The organism is Micromonospora sp. NPDC005172 (assembly GCF_040608555.1).
Taxonomy (GTDB): domain Bacteria; phylum Actinomycetota; class Actinomycetes; order Mycobacteriales; family Micromonosporaceae; genus Micromonospora.
This window is the reverse complement of record NZ_JBEXIL010000001.1, coordinates 198,301-215,984: the sequence shown is the minus strand read 5'-3', so window position 1 is coordinate 215,984 and position 17,684 is coordinate 198,301. Positions and strand designations below refer to the sequence as shown.

Below are 17,684 nucleotides of genomic sequence, written 5' to 3'. Positions count from 1 at the left end.
TCCTTCGCCTACAGGGGCTGGTAGGGGTCGTGGCTCTCGTGGTCGACGGCACCGTCGGCGTCGCGTACGTCGGAGGCGTCGCGCGGGGTGACGCGCGATTCGCCGAGCCGCTCGGGTGGCGGCTGGTGTTCGAGGGCGGAGTCGTCAGGCACGACGGGACGCTCAGGCATTCATCGCCCATGGGCTATGGATCATGGACTCATGCTGGATGAGCCGGGTGGCCTTAGCTATCCGGCGGATACGTCAAAATTCACGATGCGTTGTCGAGGGATTCGTCCTCGGCGAACACGCCGGCCTCCACCGCCTTGACCGCGAGCGCGGTCCGGCTGCTCACCTTCAGCTTGCGCATCGCCGCGCGTAGCTGCTGGTCCACCGTGGCCGGCGACTTGGCCAGGATCCGGCTGATCTCCCGGTTGGTCTTGCCGGCGACGACCAGTTGGACCACGTCGAGCTCGCGGGGGGAGAGCTGGTCCCCGTACCCGCGTCGGCCGCCGCGCCACAGTCGCGGGACCTCGGCGCCGTGCTCGCGAAGCCGCTGCGCGACACGGTCCGCGTCGCCGCGGGCGCCGAGCCTGAACAGCCGCTCGTACTGTGCCGCCAGCAGCTCGCCACCCTGCTCGATCCGGCCCTGCGCGATGATCGCCTCGGCTTGGCGCTCGCGGGCACGCATCGCGTCGTAGGGGCGCGGCAACGCGCTCCAGGCACGCGCCGCGCGGTCGTACGCCGTCGCCGCGCGGGCGTGCTCCCCGGTCGCGGCGAGCAGCAGGGCGCGACACACGGTGAGCGCGGCGCGCGGCGCGGGCGCCGTACGGCCACGCAGTCCTCTGGCGAACTGGTCGGTCAGGCGCGTCGCGGCCGTCAGGTCGCCGGCGGCGAGGTACGCCTCGATCCGGGCGGGTACGAGGTCCGTCGCCCAGACCCAGACGCCCTTTCGCCGGACGGTCTCCATCGGCTCGTTCGTGATCCGCAGGGCTCGGCCGCTGTTGCCGTCCGCCAGCCACAACCTGGCCAGCGCCGCGGCGGCCTCCATCGTGTCGTCGGCCGCGCCGAGGCGGGCGGATTCCTCGAGGACGAGCCGGAACTGCTCCTCCGCGACACGCCGCCGTCCGGCTGCGGCCGCCAGGCGGGCGGCGAGGCGAATGCTGCCCAGGTAGTGTGCCGGCCGGTCCCGGTCGGCGTCGGCGAGTGCCGCGCTCGTCTCCGTGAGGCCGTCCCACCGACCGGTGAGCCACGCCAGATTGGCCTGTTCGAGTCGGACGTTGTGCTGCAACCGGGACGCCTGCTCGACCTCGGCGAGGCTCATGGCGACGTCGAGGTGTTCCTCGGCGTCGGCGTACCGCCCCCAGATCAGCGCGCCGGTGCCGACATTCGTGTGGATGCGGGCCACGTCGAGACGCTCCGCCGAGGTCGTGCCACCGACGGGCAGGTCGGCGACGACCTCCCAGGCCTCCTCCTCGCCCAGCATCAGCAACGCCGCCGCCCGGTTCCCGGCCAGGTTCAGCTTCTCGGCGGGGGAGTCGATCTGGGCGGTGAGGTCGGCGGCGCGGTCGAGCCATCGCCGATGGGTGGACGCCGGCCACGGTCCCGCGTACGCCCAGCCGAGGTAGGTCATCGCCCGAGCCGCCTCGACCGGGTCGTGGTCGAGGTTGGCGACCGCCTGCTCCAGCTCGCGGAGGGCGGCCTGCGCCTCACCCCCGGTGATGAGAAGCCGACCCAGGGGGTTGCGGATCTCGGCCTGCTGCCGGGCGGAGAGGCCGGGGGTCTCCAGCACCGAACGCAGGGTACGGATAACCCGGTGGTAGACCTGGTCGACCTGTTCTCGGCGGCCCAGTGCGGCGACTCCGGCGATGCGGGCGACCCGCGCCCGGTCCACCGGCGGCAGCACGGCCCACGACAGCAGGTCGACAAGCATGTCGGCCGCCTTGGTGTGGTCGCCCGAGGCGATGGCCAACTCGGCGCCCTGCTCGGCGTACCGCGCCCAGGACCGGGTCTCGCCGGCCTCCCGGAAGTGGTGGGCGAGGCGCGCCACGGGCGGCGGGTGCAGGTGCTCCAGGGAGCGCCCGGCCAGCAGGTGGACGTGTCTGCGGTCGGTCAGCGGGATCGACTCGTAGACGGCGGTGGCGGCCAGCACATGCCGGAAGCGCCACCTGCCGCGCTCGTCTCCGTCCAGGACACCGGCGCTGGCCGCCTCCGCGATGGCGGCCCGGCACGCGGTCGGCGACAGGCCCGCGGTCATCGCGATCGTCGCCACCGAGGACCGTTCCGCCAACGTCGCCGCGGCGCGCAACGCCTGCTGCGCCGTGGGCGACAGGCGGCTCACCCGCTCGCGGGTGGAGTCACGCACCGTCGGCGGCACCTGTAGCTCGCGCAGCTTCAGCCGGACCCACTGGCCGTCGCGGAAGACCAGGTCGGCCCGGTCGCACATGAGACGGACCGACTCCTCCAGCGCCAGCGGCACGCCGCCGGTCCGTTCGTGCATGAACGTCGTGAACTCCTGCGAGATCGGATTGCCGTCCAGCATCGAGGACACCAGCGCCGCCGTGTCGTCGGGTCGCATGGGCGCCAGGGCGATCCTCAGCTGGGTCACGCCCGCGGGCAGCCGGGACGTCAGCCGCAGCAGCAGCGATCCGTCGCCGACCTCCTCGGGCCGGTAGGAGATGACGAGGCTCGGACCGTCCGAGTGCTGTCGGGAGATGACGAACAGCAGGAATTCCAGCGTCACCTCGTCGGCCCAGTGCGCGTCCTCGAGGACGAGGACGTCGACCCCCAGCGCCCGCATCAGCTCGTCCAGGGCGCGGAACAGTCGGTGCCGGGCCGCCTTCGCGTCGTCCAGGGGTGGCAGCGCGGGCGGCAGGCTCGCGGACCATTCGGGGAACAGGGGCCGTAGCGCGCCCGCGAGCGCGGTGAGCCGCAGCCGCGACACCGGACTGTCGATCCCCCGGAACGCGTCGACGATCGGCCCCAACGTGAGCGACTCGCGCAGCGGTGGGCACACCGACACCAGGGCGGTGCGTCGGGCCGGGGCGGCGTGCCACTCGCGTAGCAGCCGGCTCTTGCCGATGCCCGCCTCGCCCTCCACCAGCACGATCGCCGGTGGCCGGGCCAGGGCGCCCCGGAGTGCCGCCAGCTCCCGGTCACGACCCACGAAGCGCGGGGTGGAGACGGTTGGTGCGGTCCCGTCGTCCTCGTTTGCGGGGTCGAGCATGCGTGATGATCTCGCTTTTCGGCGCGTGGACACAAGACCATCGCCACCGACGGTCTCGGGCGACCTTGCGGAAATCATCTTAGTCATTAAGATAATCGCATGGGCATATCGACAGACTTCTCGGTGGCAATCGCCGGCGGCGGCCTCTCCGGCCTCTGCCTCGCCCAGTACCTGATGCGCGCCGGCATCGAGGTGCATGTCTACGAGCGGGACCCGGGCCCCTTCGTCCGGCGACAGGGCTACCGGATCATCCTCGACCGGTACGGGCTGGAGGCGCTGCGCGAGAGCCTGCCCCGCCAGCTGTACAACCTGGCGCTGGCCACGGGCGACGAGCCCGGCGGGCACCTCCGCTTCACCGACAGTCGACTGCGGGACGCGTTCACCATCACCTTCAAGGACGAGCCGTACGCGACCCGCCAGGTCGACCGGCTGACCCTGCGGTCGATCCTGCAGTCCGGGCTGAACGGACGCATCCACTACGGCAAGGAGGCCGTCGCGGTGGACAGCGGCGGCCCGGCAGGGCTACGGCTGCGGTTCTCCGACGGCGGGGCCGTGGCGGCGACGGTCGTCGTGGGCGCGGACGGCGTCGGCTCGGCGTTGCGCGCGCAGCTCATGCCGGACGCGCACCCGGCGAGCGCTGCACTGGCGGGCATCTACGGCCGGTCGCCCCTGCGCCGCAACGGCGAGAGCATGATCCCGGACGCGCTGCGCAGCAGCGGTGTCCTGGCCATCGGCGACCGGCCAGGTCGCGCCTTCTTCTTCACCTCGATGCGGTTCGGCGAGAGCCCACGGGAGGCGTTCGCGCGTCTGGCACCGGGCAACTACGCGCCCACCGGCGACGACTACGTCATGTGGGGACTGCTGCTTCGCCAGGAGGAGGTGCCCATCGGTGTCCGCGGGGACCTGTTGGCGCTGTGGAGACTGGCCGCCGGTATGACAACGGACTTCCACCCGCTCATCCGACGGCTGGTCGCCACGGCCGAACTGGACGCCACCGTGCTCAATCTCTTCGCCACGGGCCGACGACCGCGTCGCTGGGCGGTGCCCCGGGCGACGATGATGGGCGACGCCGTGCACGTCATGCCGCCGTTCGGCGCGCACGGCGGCAACACCGCGCTGCGCGACGCCGCCCTGCTCGGCCGCAAGCTGGTCGAGGCCCGCGCGAGCGGCAGGGGAGTGGAGGAGGCGATCGCCGCCTACCAGGAGGAGATGGTTCCGTACGCCTTCCGTGCCGTCGACACCGCCGGTCGGCTGATGCGCCGCCTCACCGGGGGCGCGGCCGCACCCCACTGGGTGCTGACCCGCGTGTTACCTCGGCTGCACCGGGTCACCGTGCCGGAGGCATGATTGCGGGCATGTCCCACGTGCCGGCCAGGGCGTCCGCGATCGCCGACCTCATGCGCGCCGGCCGGGAGATGTCGCGGCTGTCCATGGTGTTCCGGTACGCCATCGCGGAGCAGTTGGGCCTCACCGTGAGCGACCTGGAGTGCCTGGACTTCCTGGCGGACGTCGGGTCCGCCACGGCGGGGCAGGTCGCCGAGCGGACCAACCTCACCACCGGTGCGGTGACCAGCATGCTGCGCCGGCTCCAGCAGGCGGGCTACGTGACGGCCGAGCGCGATCCGGCGGACCGGCGGCGGGTGATCGTCGCCCTGCGACCGGACCGGGTCGCCGAGCTGACGCGGCCGTACGAGCGGTTCGCCGGGCGCGTCGGGCGGCTCGTCGACGGCTACCGTGCCGAGGAGGTCGAGCTGCTGGTCCGGCACTACGACCGCATGCACGCGCTGTACCTCGCCGAGCTGGACCGCTTCCGCGACGGCGACACCGCGCAACGGGAGCGCGGTCAGGTCGCGGAGGGCCGCGGGTAGCCGAGTTCGTACGAGATCTGGCTGGCGGTGTCCAGGAGGAGTGGCAGGTTGCCCTTCAGCTCGTCGAGGCTCGCGATGACCTCGATCGCCGTGATCGAGACGGCGGCGATGACCTGCCCGCGCGAGTCCCTGATGGGTGCGGCCACGCACATCACGTACGCGTCGTGCTCGCCGTCGTCCACGGCCCAACCACGATCGTGGATGCGGACGAGTTCGGCATCGAGCGCCTCACGGTCGGCGAAGGTCGTGTCGGTGAACCTCTCGAAGACGACGGGGGAGAGCAGCCGCTCACGATCGTCCCGGGGCAGGTACGCCAGGATGGTCTTCCCGACGGCGCTCGCGTAGATCGACACCGCGCGCCCGACCCGCGAGGGCAGCTTGACGGCGTCGAACGCCGGGCTGTCCACCTTGTCGATGTAGATGATCTCGTCACCGGTCAGCTGTGCCAGGTGCGCGGTGTGGCCGGTCTCGCGTTGCAGCGCACGCAGGTGCGCGGCGGCGGGCTGGCGCAGGTCCATCGAGCCGAGCGCGAGTTCGGACAGCTCGATCAGTCCGCTGCCGAGCACGTAGGTGCCCGCGCCGGTACGACGGACGAAGCGCGCGGATTCCAGTGTGTGCAGAATCCGCAGGGCCGTCGACTTGTGGACCCCGAGCACGTCCGCGGCCTCCGTCAGGGACAGCGGATGCTCGGCCGATCGACGGATGAGGTCGATCGCGCGGCGAATCGATTGCGCCACGGCTCTGTCTCCCCTCGCGCGACGCGCGGCTACGCCGCTGTCGTTGCATCATGTGCAATGTAGTTGACGCAATGCGCAATCGCCACTTGACAACGTTGCACATGTCGCTACGATCGTTGCAATTTATGAACTTGACTCCAACTCGTAATGGTGGAGCGACGATGGGTAAGCAGCGCGCTCGTATCGGCTTCGCCAGGGCGACGAATGACGGCGACAACCATGCCCTCGCGTCCTGAGATCGCCCACGAGCGGCTGACGCCGACCACCGACGGCGAATCTCCGCGCGCCGACTGGGTCGGTACCGCCGCCGAGGCCCTACCGGACGACGTGGACAGTGTCCTGGTCGGCCGGATCTGGGATCCGTCCGTCGACGGCCCGACGCCCGTCGCCGTGCGCGACGGTGTGGTCATCGACCTGAGCCATCGGTTCGCGACCGTCCGGGACATCTGCGAACTGCCCGACCCCGCCGCGACCGTGGCCGGGCTCGACGGGGCGCGGGTCGGCGACTTCGGCGAGATCCTGGCCAACACGGTGGCCGCGACCCGAGACGGTGGCAGAGCCTGGCTGCTCGCCCCGGTCGACCTCCAGGCGCTCAAGGCGGCCGGCGTGACCTTCCCCATCTCGATGATCGAACGGGTCATCGAGGAGCGGGCACGGGGGGACCTGGCTCTCGCGGCGGACATCCGGCAACGGATGTTCGCCGACATCGGTGTCGACCTGCACAACCTGAAGCCGGGCTCGGGCGAGGCGGACCGGCTCAAGAGCATGCTGGTCGCCGAGGGCATGTGGAGCCAGTACCTGGAGGTGGGGATCGGCCCGGACGCCGAGATCTTCACCAAGGGGCAGATTCTCTCCGCCGTCGGCAGCGCCGTCGACGTCGGTGTGCTCGCCGCGTCGACCTGGAACAACCCGGAACCCGAGATCACGCTCATCGTCCAGTCCAGCGGCCGGATCGTCGGCGCCACCCTCGGCAACGACGTCAACCTGCGCGACATCGAGGGCCGCTCGGCGCTCCTGCTTCCCCTGGCGAAGGACAACAACGCGTCCTGCGCCCTCGGCCCGCTGATCCGGCTCGTCGACGACCGGTTCGGCATGGAGCGGGTCCGCGAGCTCGAGGTGCGTCTGGAGGTCTGCGGGGCGGACGGCTTCCGGCTGGAGGCGGTCTCGCAGATGACGCAGATGTCGCGCGACCCGGAGGACCTGGTGCGGCAGTTGATCGGCCCGCACCACCACTATCCGGACGGCGCCGCGCTGATGCTCGGCACCATGTTCGCGCCGGTCCAGGACCGGGGCCGCCCCGGCGAGGGCTTCACCCACAAGGTCGACGACGTGGTACGGATCAGCTGCCCGGCCCTCGGCACCCTGGTCAACCGGGTGCGGCACGCCCAGGAGTGCGAACCCTGGCACTTCGGCGTCCGCGATCTGATGGGCAATCTGGCAAGGAGAGGACTGCTGTGAACGTGGTCAGCACCGTCGATCCGCGCGACGGCCAGCGTCGCGCGACGGATCTCAGCGAGACCGACGAGTCCCGCCTGGACGAGGTCGCCGGCCAGGCGTCCCGGGCGACGCGCTGGTTGGCCGGTCTGGGGAGGATCGGCAGGGCGGAGCTGATGGACGCCATCGCCGCGTCCCTGGAATCCCGTCGGAAGGACCTGGTCGCGGCCGCCGAGGCGGAGACCGGGTTGGCCAACGCACGACTGGACTCCGAGCTCACCCGGGCCGCGGTCCAGTTCCGGATGTTCGGCGACGTGCTGCGCGACGGCGCGTACGTCGAAGCGGCCATCGACCACGCCGCCGACACCCCACTCGGACCCGGTCCGGACGTGCGGCGGATGCTCGTACCCCTCGGACCGGTCGCCGTCTTCGGCGCCAGCAATTTTCCGTTCGCCTTCTCGGTCGCCGGCGGTGACACAGCCGCCGCCCTCGCCGCCGGCTGTCCCACGGTCCTGAAGGCCCACCCGTCCCACCCGCTGACGTCGCACGCGTCCGCCGCCGCGATCTCCTCGGCCGTCCGCGACCTGGGCGGACCCGAGGGTGTCATCGCGGCCGTGTACGGGGAACAGGCCGGCCGCTCGCTGGTGCGGCACCCCGCGATCCGTGCGGCTGCCCTCACGGGCTCGGTCAACGCCGCCCGCGCCATCCAGACGGCCATCGACGAACGACCCGATCCCATCCCCCTGTACGCCGAACTGAGCAGCGTGAACCCGATCGTCGTCCTGCCCGGTGCGACCGTCGACCGGGCCGAGGAGATCGCCGAGGGCCTGTTCGCCTCCTTCACGGCCTCCGGCGGTCAGCTCTGCACCAAGCCCGGCCTGGCGTTCGTCCCGGCTGGTAAGGGTGGTGACCTGCTGGTGGACACCCTGCGGCGGAGTGTCGCCAGCTCGGGCGGCGCGATCCTGCTCAACGAGCGCATCCGGGACGCGTTCGAGAGCCGGGCCACGGGGTTCGAGCGGGCCGGTGCCCGGGTCTCGGCGCAGGCCCAGGTCGACCCAGGGGCGGGCTTCGCTGTCGCGCCGAGGCTCCTGGAGGTCGACCTGTCGGGCCTGACCCCCGAGATCGCCGACGAGTGCTTCGGTCCGCTCATGGTCGTGGTTCGGTACGACGACGCCGCCGAACTGGACACCGCGCTGGACGCCGTCCCGCCGTCGCTGACCGGTTCCGTCCACCGGGGCGTCCAGGACGACGTCGACGTCGTACGCCGGCTGGTCGACGTGCTCTCCGCCCGCGCGGGGCGCATCGTCTTCGACGGCTATCCCACCGGTGTCCGGGTGTCGTGGGCCCAGCACCACGGTGGACCCTGGCCGTCGACGAACGCCGTGCACACGTCGGTGGGCGCGACGTCCATCCGGCGGTTCCTCCGGCCGTTGGCATGGCAGGACGCCCCGGCCTGGGTCCTACCCGAGGAGTTGCGCGACGAGTATTCCGCCATTGCGCGACGGGTCGACGGGAGGTTGACGCCAGCGGTCGAATAATTGCGTCCACGGGTCACTCGGGAGCGTTTCTCCGTCACCTGCGGGTGACGCGCGGATTCCTTTGCGGAACGAAGCCGAGCGGATAGTTCGCGCCAGTTGTGCAGGCGCTCCCAGTGCCATTATCAGACGCGATTATTCGGTCCTGGTCTGACCGTCGACGCGATTCTCCGTACTCCCTGTGGTGGGGAAAGGCCCCGGCCGCGCACCCCCTGGTGTAGCCGGGGGGCGCGCGGCCGGGGTTGGTCTTACGGGGTCGCGTCGGTGGTGCGCAGCCGCAGCATGGTCCAGGACGCGGGCGGAAGGGTCAGCCGGACGCTGCCGCCGCCCGCCTGGGCCGTGTCGTTGGGACGCGGCTCGGCGTGGTCGGGACCGCCCGCGGTGTTCTTGGCACCGAGGTCGGCGCCCCCGACGGTGACGCATTCGATGATGCCGCCCACCTGGCCGCCGGCGAGGTCGACGGTCACCTCGGCCGGGGTGTCGACGACCCGGTTGACGAGGAACACGGTCATCTCCGCGGTGCTGTCGTCCCAGGTGGAGACCGCGTCGACCGCGTCGATGACGCCGTAGCGGTCGGTGGTCGTGGTGCTGCCGTCACGCAGCACGTCGAGGACGACGCCCTGGGCGTGCCGGGCCGTCCGGGCGAAGGGGTGGAAGATGGTCTGCCGCCAGGCCGAACCCCCCGGTTCGGTCATGATCGGCGCGATGACGTTGACCAGTTGGGCCTGGCACGCCGCGGTCACCCGGTCGCTGTGCCGCAGCAGGCTGATGAGCAGGCCACCGACGACGACGGCGTCGGCCACGCTGTAGTGGTCCTCCAGCAGAGGCGGCGCGACCGGCCAGTCCTCGCCGCTCGGCGGCGTGGACGGCGCCGCGGACTGGTACCAGACGTTCCACTCGTCGAACGCGATCATGATTTTCTTGCTCGACCGGCGGATCGCACCGACCGAGTCGGCGATGGCGGTGACGGCGTCGATGTACCTGTCCATGTCCTCGGCCGAGGCGAGGAAGCTGGGCAGGTCGTCGTCGACCGGCTGGTAGTAGGCGTGCAGTGAGATCAGGTCGACGTCGTCGTACGCCTCGGTCAGCACGTCGCGCTCCCAGCTCCCGAAGGTCGGCATGCCGAGGTGGGACGAACCGCAGGCGACGAGTTCGAGGTCCGGGTCGAAGCGGCGCATCGCCTTCGCGGTCTGCGCGGCGAGCCGGCCGTACTCGGTCGCGCTCCGCTGCCCCACCTGCCACGGGCCGTCCATCTCGTTGCCCAGGCACCACAGTGTGATCCCGTACGGGTCGACGGCGCCGTTGTCGCGACGCTTGTCGGCGAGGTGGCTGCCGCCGCGGTGATTGGCGTACTCCAGCAGGTCGACGGCCTCGGCGGTGCCACGGGTGCCGAGGTTGACCGCCATGATCGGGTCGACGCCCGCCTTACCGACCCAGCGCATGAACTCGTCCAGCCCGAACGCGTTGGTCTCCAGGCTGTGCCAGGCGAGGTCGAGCCGGGCGGGTCGTCGGTCGACCGGACCGACGCCGTCCTCCCAGCGATAGGAGGAGACGAAGTTGCCGCCCGGGTAGCGGACGGTGGTGATGCCCAGCTCCCGGACGAGCGCGAGGACGTCGCCCCGGAAGCCGTCCGCGTCGGCTGTCGGGTGGCCGGGCTCGTAGATCCCGGTGTAGACACAGCGGCCCAGGTGCTCCACGAACGAGCCGAAGAGCCGGCGCGGCACCGGTGCGACGCGTCGACGTGGGTCCAGGAGCAGGCGCGCGGTGTTCACGACTGCCCTCCAGGCCGGCTCGGACGGGGCCGGACGGGCGAGGCGGCGCGGTGGGGGAGTGGGTGCGGCGCTGGGGCGGGGTGGGTGTTCAGGGCGGGCTCCCTTCGTGCGAGGCCACCGACGTCGAGATCCGCGTCGCGGTGCCGGGGGCCGAGGGGTGGTGGGTCGGTGTGACCTCTGGACATCGCCATGATCATCGATTACGTTCCCGATCTATGTAAACGTTACCGATCATGCTCGCGTGAGGGAACACCCGTCGCGGAATGGCGCCTGACGGAGAGTGTCGTTCCGTTGTCAGCGGGTGGATCGATCGCGCGAAATAGCGATCCGGTGGCTTTCTCGGTATCGCCGCGAGAGGTGGGAAGTTCACGCTGTGAACATCCCGTTAGGACCCCGCGCGCGGAACGCTGGTGAGGCGAAAGGCTCTTGTGTTCGTAATCGTGGTCCGTTACGTTGGCAACATCCTGGAAACGTAACCGATAACGATTGCAGTCCAGAGAGAGCGGCATGATCGAAGCCAATGCGCCGGTAACGATGAGTGATGTCGCCCGGATCGCCGGCGTCTCCACCGCCACCGTCTCCCGTGTCGTCAACGGGCACTACGGCGTCAGCGCCCGCACGATCGCTCAGGTCCGCACCGCGATCCAGGAACTCGGCTACGAGTCGAGCCTGGTGGCGTCGAGCCTGCGACGCAGTCGCACCAACGTTCTAGGCCTCGTGGCGCACAGCTTCCAGTCATACACGGCGGAGGTGCTCAAGGGCGTCATGAAGGCGCTCAGTCGCTCCGGCTTCGACCTCATCATCTACGCCAACAGTGACCTCTACGGGTCCTACTCGGAGGGCTGGGAACAGCGGCACCTGACGCGCCTGTCGGGCACCCTCACCGACGGGTGCATCGTCGTCACGCCCTGGGGTGAGATGCGCAGCCGTACCCCGGTCGTGGCCATCGACCCGGTGCGAGGGTCGACGGGGCCCTCCGTCATGGCCGACAATCTCGCCGGTGCCACCACGGCTGTGGCGCACCTGCTCGACCTGGGTCATCGACGCATCGGGTTCATCGCCGGGCGCGACAGTCTCGCCTCGGCGTGGTCCCGGGAGGAGGGCTACCGGGCGGCGTTGGACGGTGCCGGCGTGCCTGTCGACCCGACGTTGATCGGCAGGGGGGACTTCAACCCCGAGTCGGCGGTGCCGTTGGCGCGTGCCCTGCTGCAACGGCCGGACCGGCCGTCGGCGATCTTCGCGGCGAGCGACGGGATGGCCCTCAAGGTGCTGGAGGTCGCCCGGGAGTTGGGACTCGCCGTCCCCGGTGACCTGTCCGTCGTCGGCTTCGACAACATCCCCGAGTCGGCGTCGACCGAGCCGGGTCTGACCACCGTGGACCAGTCGATGTACCAGCTCGGGTACGAAGCCGCGCGGATGCTCAAGTCGCTGGTGACCGGCGAGTGGGACGAGCCGAACCAGATAGTGCTCCCGACCAGTCTCGTGGTGCGCGGCTCGACCGCGGCACCGACGAGCGACCAGAGGAGGTGAGCGCAACCGCACGGCGAGATCCACCGATGGGTTGAGCTGGCCAGCGGGTCGCATCCGCTGCCGGCACAGGAAAGGAGTGGAGCGTGACAACCGAACATTATCACGGGCGCTTACGCCGTCTGGGCGTACGCCGGCTCTCGGCGGCGTTCACCGCCGGAGTCATCGCCATGGCGGCGGCCCTGCTCACACCGCAACCGGCAGCGGCGGCGGACACGCCGTGGCTGGAGGTCTCCCCGGACCGGTACGCGTCGTTCACCGTCCCGGCCGCGTACGTCCAGGAGCACCTGGGCGAGGTCTCGCAGGTCGTCGTCGAGGGAAACTTCGGGCCGTCCGCCTCCTGGGCGGAGTTCGGCCTGACGCGCCGGGGTGACGTGTGGTCCGGTGTGCTCGGCGCGTTGACGCCGGGGTTGTACCGCTACCAGGTGACCGCCGACGACACCAAGACCATCAAGGACCCGACGAACAGCACGAGCGTGGCGTCGAACCCGCTCCTGAGCACCTTCCTGGTGGCGGGTGACTCGGCGCGCTGGCTGGCCGACGCGCCCGCCGGCACCGGCGGCACGGTCGGGACGTTGACGTACCGGGTCCGCGGCGAGCAGCGCTCGGCCCTGGTCTGGACACCACCCGGGTACGCGGCCAAGAAGCCGAAGGGCTACCCGACGCTCTTCCTGGAGTCGGGTGCCGGTGCGGCCGCCACCGACTGGCTCGACCTCGGCCGCACGAAGCAGATCCTCGACAACCTCTCGGCGGCCGGCGTCATGCAGCCGATGGTCGTGGTGATCGCCGACAGCGCGGACGACCGGGAGCTGAAGGATCTCCGCAAGGCGGTCGCCGCCAACTACCGGGTCCTTCGCGATCCGGCGCACCAGGCCATCGCCGGCGTCACCGACGGCGCGGCACGGGCCGTACGGGCGGCGTTCGCGAGGCCGGGCCAGTTCGGCTATGTCGGCTGGTTCTCGGGCACGTCGACTCCGACGATCGACCGCAAGGACGCCAAGGCGGTCAACCACGGCCTGAAGCTGCTGCGGCTCTACACCGGCAACGTCACCGACCCGGCCTACAACACGACCTACCGGCTGACGAAGGCGCTGGACCGGGCCGACGTCCGGTTCGAGTTCGACGGGGTCGACCCCGACGGCGGGGGAAACTGGACCACCTGGCAGGAGAACCTCGTCGACTTCGTGCCACGGCTGTTCCGGCACGTGTCGGACCACGGGCCGAGCCCGGGCCACGGTCGGTTCACGGGCGAGTTCACGCCTCCGCCGGCCGGCACCACCCCGACGCCGTTCGTCACCGAGGACGGGTTCGTCACCTTCGAGACCACCACCGACTTCGCGGACGCCCAGCACGTCACGGTGTGGGCCAACATCGCGCCGGGCGGCAGTTGGCTGCGCGTGCCGCTGACGCGTGACGGCGGCCGGTGGCGGGCGACCGTCGGGCCGCTGAAGCCCTGGTTCTACTACTACCGGCTGATCGTCGACCGGGTGCCGTTCAAGGACACCTCGAATCCGACGAAGGTCACCACGGAACCGATGTGGAGCACGTTCCTCGTCCCGGGCCCGGAGGCTCGACTGCTGACGGACGTGCCCGCCGGCCAGGGCGGAAAGGTCGAGAGCATGACCTATGCCAGCACGGTGGCGGGCCAGGACCGCACCGCGCTGGTGTGGACTCCACCCGGGTACGACCCTGGTCGGGCGCAGCCGTATCCCGTCCTGTACCTCCAACACGGAGGCGGCCAGAACTACACGGACTGGGTCGAGATGGGCCGGGCCAAGCAGATCCTCGACCACCAGTTCCTCGACGGCGACCTCACGCCGATGGTGGTCGTGATGGGCAACGGCAACTCGTCGAACTTCAACCGGGAACTGTTGGAGAACATCGTGCCGACGGCCCGATCCCGCTACCACATCTCCAGCGACCCGTCCCAGCAGGCCATCGCCGGCCTGTCGATGGGCGGCGGGCAGGCGCTCGGCATCCTGCGCGCCTACCCGGGCCAGTTCGCCTACGTGGCGGCGTTCTCCGCCGGGTTCGGCAGCGGCACCGGCGTCGACGTCGAGGCGATCAACAACGGCACCACGATGCTGCGCCTGTACGTCGGCGACCGCACCGACTTCGTGTACCCGAGCTTCATGGCATCGCTGACCACGTTGGACACCCTCGGTATCCGCTACGAGTTCGACGGGGTCACCCCCGGACCGCACGGCTGGGACGTGTGGCAGAAGAACCTCATCGACCTGGCGCCGCGTCTGTTCAAGCGCTAGGAGCCGTCCCCGGCGACGCCACCGGGAGCAGGAGAGCCTGCCCCGGTGGCGCCCGGCCAGCGCATGGATGTCTGTGCACCGCCACCCCCGAAGGGAACCATCTCAATGAAGAGAAGACGCAAGCTCGCCACGGTGGCCCTGCTCGCGGCAGTGAGCGGCCTGGTCGCCTGCTCCTCGGACGACGGCGGCAGCGACGCGAGCAACTGCACGAACACCATCACCAAGCAGAACGTGCCGGTCGTGACGATGTGGGGCTGGTACCCCAACACCCAGCTCGTCGTCGACAACTTCAACAAGCTGCACGACGACGTGCAGGTCTGCTGGACCAACGTCGGGCAGGGCGGTGACGAGTACGACAAGTTCCAGACGGCCATCTCGGCGGGCACCGGCGCACCCGACGTGATCATGGTGGAGGCGGACCGGATTCCGACCTTCCAGATCCAGGGCGCGCTCGTCGACATCAAGCAGTACGGCTACGACGCGGTCAAGGCCAACTACGGCGAGGGCGCCTGGAAGGACGTGTCGGTCGGCGACGCGGTCTACGGCGTCCCGGTCGACGGCGGCCCGATGGGCATGATCTACCGCAAGGACATCTTCGACAAGTACAAGATCACGCCGCCGAAGACCTGGGCCGAGTACGAGCAGGCCGCGCAGAAGGTGAAGGACGCCGGTGGTCCGCTGTTCGGGGATCTCGGCGCGAACGTCCCGGCGGTCCTGATGGCGCTGCAGATCCAGAAGGGCGCCTCGCCCTTCACCTTCGATCCGGCGCAGCCGAAGTCGATCGGCGTGCAGCTCAACGACCAGGCGTCCAAGGACGTGCTGGACTACTGGGGCGGCCTCGCCAAGAAGGGCCTGGTGGGTACGCAGGACCAGTTCACCCCGGAGTACATCTCCGGTGTGATCAACGGGAACTACGCGACGTACATCTCGGCGGCGTGGGCTCCGGGCTACCTCACCGGCGCTGGCGTCGGCAAGGGGCAGGACACCGGCAAGTTCGCGGTGGCGCCACTGCCGCAGTGGGATCCGGCCAACCCGGTGCAGGTGAACTGGGGTGGGTCGGCCTTCTCGGTGACCAAGCAGGCGAAGAAGCCGGAGCTGGCGGCGAAGGTCGCGTACGGGCTCTACGCCGACAAGGAGTCGCTCACCGACGGCTGGACCAACCAGATCATCTTCCCATTGAACCTCACGGCGCTCAAGGACCCCGCGTTCGTCGACCTGAAGGTGGCGTTCTTCGACGGCCAGCAGGCCAACAAGGAGGTCTACCTTCCCGCCGCCGAGGCGTACAAGGGTGTCGCCTACGCGCCCTTCGGTCAGTACTACCTGGACGCCATGACGAAGCAGATCAGCGAGGTCATCAAGGGTTCCGTCACCGGCTCACAGGCCGCCGACAAGCTCCAGGACGACGTGGCGAAGTACGCCAAGGAGCAGGGCTTCACCGTCCAGTGACCGCTTCGGGTGGGCCGGCCCTGGCCGGCCCACCCTCCACCCCGCAGCGTCCACGTCCCGGAGACCGAGATGACAACCCTGACCGAGAAGCGCACACCGCGCAGTCAGCACGAGAAGCCCAAGATCCGTGGCAAGGTGCACCTCCGCGAACACCTGATGGGGTGGCTCTTCGTCGGGCCCTTCGCGATCGTCTTCCTGGCGTTCCTCATCGCGCCGCTGGCGTACGCGCTGTACCTCAGTCTGTTTCAGAAGAAGCTGATCGGTGGCACCAGCTTCGTCCTCTTCGACAACTACGTGAAGGCGTTCACCGACCCGAGTTTCCTGTCGGGTGCGTGGTTCGTCCTTCGCTTCTCGCTCGTCTCGATCCCGCTGCAGATCGTCCTCGCGCTCGCGCTGGCCCTCATCCTGGACGCGGTGACCACGCTGTTCGCCCGCTTCTCCCGCCTCATGATCTTTCTTCCGTACGCGATCCCGACAGTCATCGGGGCGGTGATGTGGGGGTTCCTCTACAGCAAGGGTTTCGGCCCGCTCACCGACATCTTCGGGCTCTTCGGCGCCAGCGCACCCGACTTCCTGGGCAGCGACCTGATCTTCTACGGCCTGCTCAACGTCGTCACCTGGCAGTGGGCCGGCTACTACATGATCATCCTGTACGCGGCGTTGCAGGGAGTCGACCCGACGCTCTACGAGGCGGCCCGGATGGACGGTGCCGGGCGGTGGCAGATCGCGACGCGGATCAAGATTCCGCTGATCGCGCCGGCGTTGATCCTGATCCTGGTCTTCTCGCTCATCGGCACCCTGCAGTTCTTCAACGAACCGCAGATCCTGCGCTACCTCGCCGCAGGCACCATCGGGACCGACTTCACCCCCAACATGTACGCGTACCAGCAGGCGTTCTCACTCGCCAACTTCAACTACGGGTCGGCGATCTCCTTCGCCCTCGGCGGCATCGTCTTCATCTGCGTGTACGCCTTCCTGTTCTTCACCCGCAAGCGGAGGAGCTTCCTGTAGATGACCGACCACACAAGCGTTCGCGCAAGCGCTCGCCGGCCGCAGCGCTATCTCCCTCTGCAGATCCTCCTCGGCTTCCTGGTGATCTACTTCCTCGTACCGTTCTGGTGGGTCATCGTCAACAGCTCCAAGGACGCGCCGGGCCTCTTCGGTGGCGGCAACACCCTCTGGTTCACCGACCAGGTCGACTACCTCGGTAACCTCCGGCAGCTCTTCACCTACGACGGTGGCATCTACCTGCGGTGGATCCTCAACTCCACGCTGTACGCCATCGCCGGCGGCGTCGGCGCCACGGTCCTGGCGGTGATGGCCGGCTACGGGTTCGCCAAGTACCGGTTCGCGGCGCGGCGCTTCAGCTTCGCCGTCGTGCTCGGCGCGCTGATGGTGCCGGCCACCGCCCTGGTCATCCCGACCTTCATCATGTTCTCCCGGTTGGGCCTGACGAACACCGTCTGGGCAGTCATCCTTCCGTCGCTGCTCAACCCGTTCGGCGTCTACCTGATGCACGTCTACGCGCGCGACGCGGTGCCGGACGAGCTGCTGGACGCGGCGCGGGTCGACGGCGCGGGGGAGATCCGCACCTTCCTTCAGATCGCGCTTCCACTGATGCGGCCCGCGGTGGTCACCGTGCTGCTGCTGTCGGCCGTGGCGTCCTGGAACAACTACTTCCTGCCCCTGGCCATGCTCTCGGACAACCGACTCTTTCCGGTGACCGTGGGCCTCGGTCTCTGGCAGGGCATCGCGTCGGCGAACAACTCGGGAGGCACCTCGCTGTGGAGCCTCATCATCCTGGGTTCGCTCGTGTCCGTGATCCCACTGGTCATCGCGTTCTTCAGCCTCCAACGACACTGGCGCGGCGGACTGTCCGTCGGAGGCCTTCGCTAG

13 protein-coding genes are annotated in these 17,684 nt (G+C 69.7%); 9 read left to right on the top strand and 4 right to left on the bottom strand.

Annotated features, from left to right (window positions below; genetic code table 11):
• Positions 1-8: 8 nt before the first annotated feature.
• Both ABZV06_RS00730 and ABZV06_RS00725 read right to left on the bottom strand, forming a co-directional pair.
• Positions 9-152 (bottom strand): hypothetical protein, encoded by a 144-nt coding sequence (locus ABZV06_RS00730; RefSeq protein ID WP_355236120.1) that lies wholly within the window; start codon positions 150-152, stop codon positions 9-11.
• A 98-nt stretch (positions 153-250) separates the two neighbouring features.
• A complete protein-coding gene (locus ABZV06_RS00725) occupies positions 251-3,205 on the bottom strand; it encodes an AAA family ATPase (protein WP_355617472.1) in 2,955 nt (984 codons plus the stop codon).
• Positions 3,206-3,304: 99 nt separating this feature from the next.
• Between ABZV06_RS00725 and ABZV06_RS00720 the strand changes: the two genes are divergently transcribed.
• A complete protein-coding gene (locus ABZV06_RS00720; protein WP_355236126.1) occupies positions 3,305-4,552 on the top strand; it encodes an NAD(P)/FAD-dependent oxidoreductase in 1,248 nt (415 codons plus the stop codon).
• 8 nt (positions 4,553-4,560) lie between these two features.
• Entirely contained in the window at positions 4,561-5,073 is a 513-nt protein-coding gene (locus tag ABZV06_RS00715; protein WP_355617469.1) for a MarR family transcriptional regulator, read from the top strand.
• Here the strand turns inward: ABZV06_RS00715 and ABZV06_RS00710 are convergent.
• Positions 5,049-5,810, bottom strand: coding sequence for an IclR family transcriptional regulator (locus ABZV06_RS00710; RefSeq protein ID WP_355617466.1), 762 nt, complete (start codon positions 5,808-5,810; stop codon positions 5,049-5,051). The two genes, ABZV06_RS00715 and ABZV06_RS00710, sit on opposite strands and share 25 nt — an antisense overlap.
• Positions 5,811-6,029: 219 nt before the next feature.
• Between ABZV06_RS00710 and ABZV06_RS00705 the strand changes: the two genes are divergently transcribed.
• Both ABZV06_RS00705 and ABZV06_RS00700 read left to right on the top strand, forming a co-directional pair.
• Entirely contained in the window at positions 6,030-7,268 is a 1,239-nt protein-coding gene (locus ABZV06_RS00705) for a fumarylacetoacetate hydrolase family protein (RefSeq protein WP_355617463.1), read from the top strand.
• Positions 7,265-8,782 (top strand): aldehyde dehydrogenase family protein, encoded by a 1,518-nt coding sequence (locus tag ABZV06_RS00700; RefSeq protein ID WP_355617460.1) that lies wholly within the window; start codon positions 7,265-7,267, stop codon positions 8,780-8,782. Before ABZV06_RS00705 ends, ABZV06_RS00700 begins: the two co-directional genes overlap by 4 nt.
• Before the next feature lie 245 nt (positions 8,783-9,027).
• Here the strand turns inward: ABZV06_RS00700 and ABZV06_RS00695 are convergent, their stop codons facing one another.
• Entirely contained in the window at positions 9,028-10,551 is a 1,524-nt protein-coding gene (locus ABZV06_RS00695) for an alpha-N-arabinofuranosidase (protein ID WP_355617457.1), read from the bottom strand.
• 507 nt (positions 10,552-11,058) lie between these two features.
• Here ABZV06_RS00695 and ABZV06_RS00690 point away from each other — a divergent pair.
• From ABZV06_RS00690 to ABZV06_RS00670, 5 genes are all read left to right on the top strand, one after another.
• Positions 11,059-12,081, top strand: a complete 1,023-nt coding sequence (locus ABZV06_RS00690) for a LacI family DNA-binding transcriptional regulator (protein ID WP_355236143.1) — start codon at positions 11,059-11,061, stop codon at positions 12,079-12,081.
• An 83-nt stretch (positions 12,082-12,164) separates the two neighbouring features.
• Entirely contained in the window at positions 12,165-14,342 is a 2,178-nt protein-coding gene (locus ABZV06_RS00685) for an alpha/beta hydrolase-fold protein (RefSeq protein ID WP_355617454.1), read from the top strand.
• Positions 14,343-14,447: 105 nt separating this feature from the next.
• Positions 14,448-15,788: an extracellular solute-binding protein gene (locus ABZV06_RS00680; RefSeq protein ID WP_355617451.1), complete on the top strand. Its 1,341-nt coding sequence runs from the start codon at positions 14,448-14,450 to the stop codon at positions 15,786-15,788.
• A 69-nt stretch (positions 15,789-15,857) separates the two neighbouring features.
• Positions 15,858-16,799: a sugar ABC transporter permease gene (locus tag ABZV06_RS00675; RefSeq protein WP_355236152.1), complete on the top strand. Its 942-nt coding sequence runs from the start codon at positions 15,858-15,860 to the stop codon at positions 16,797-16,799.
• A complete protein-coding gene (locus ABZV06_RS00670) occupies positions 16,800-17,684 on the top strand; it encodes a carbohydrate ABC transporter permease (protein WP_355617448.1) in 885 nt (294 codons plus the stop codon).

Excerpts from the sequence above, each read along its gene's own strand:
- ABZV06_RS00680 (WP_355617451.1), top strand. The coding sequence starts at position 14,448 with ATGAAGAGAAGACGCAAGCTCGCCACGGTGGCCCTGCTCGCGGCAGTG.
- ABZV06_RS00725 (WP_355617472.1), bottom strand. The coding sequence starts at position 3,205 with ATGCTCGACCCCGCAAACGAGGACGACGGGACCGCACCAACCGTCTCC.
- ABZV06_RS00705 (WP_355617463.1), top strand. The coding sequence starts at position 6,030 with ATGCCCTCGCGTCCTGAGATCGCCCACGAGCGGCTGACGCCGACCACC.
- ABZV06_RS00720 (WP_355236126.1), top strand. The coding sequence starts at position 3,305 with ATGGGCATATCGACAGACTTCTCGGTGGCAATCGCCGGCGGCGGCCTC.
- ABZV06_RS00675 (WP_355236152.1), top strand. The coding sequence starts at position 15,858 with ATGACAACCCTGACCGAGAAGCGCACACCGCGCAGTCAGCACGAGAAG.
- ABZV06_RS00715 (WP_355617469.1), top strand. The coding sequence starts at position 4,561 with ATGTCCCACGTGCCGGCCAGGGCGTCCGCGATCGCCGACCTCATGCGC.
- ABZV06_RS00670 (WP_355617448.1), top strand. The coding sequence starts at position 16,800 with ATGACCGACCACACAAGCGTTCGCGCAAGCGCTCGCCGGCCGCAGCGC.
- ABZV06_RS00690 (WP_355236143.1), top strand. The coding sequence starts at position 11,059 with ATGATCGAAGCCAATGCGCCGGTAACGATGAGTGATGTCGCCCGGATC.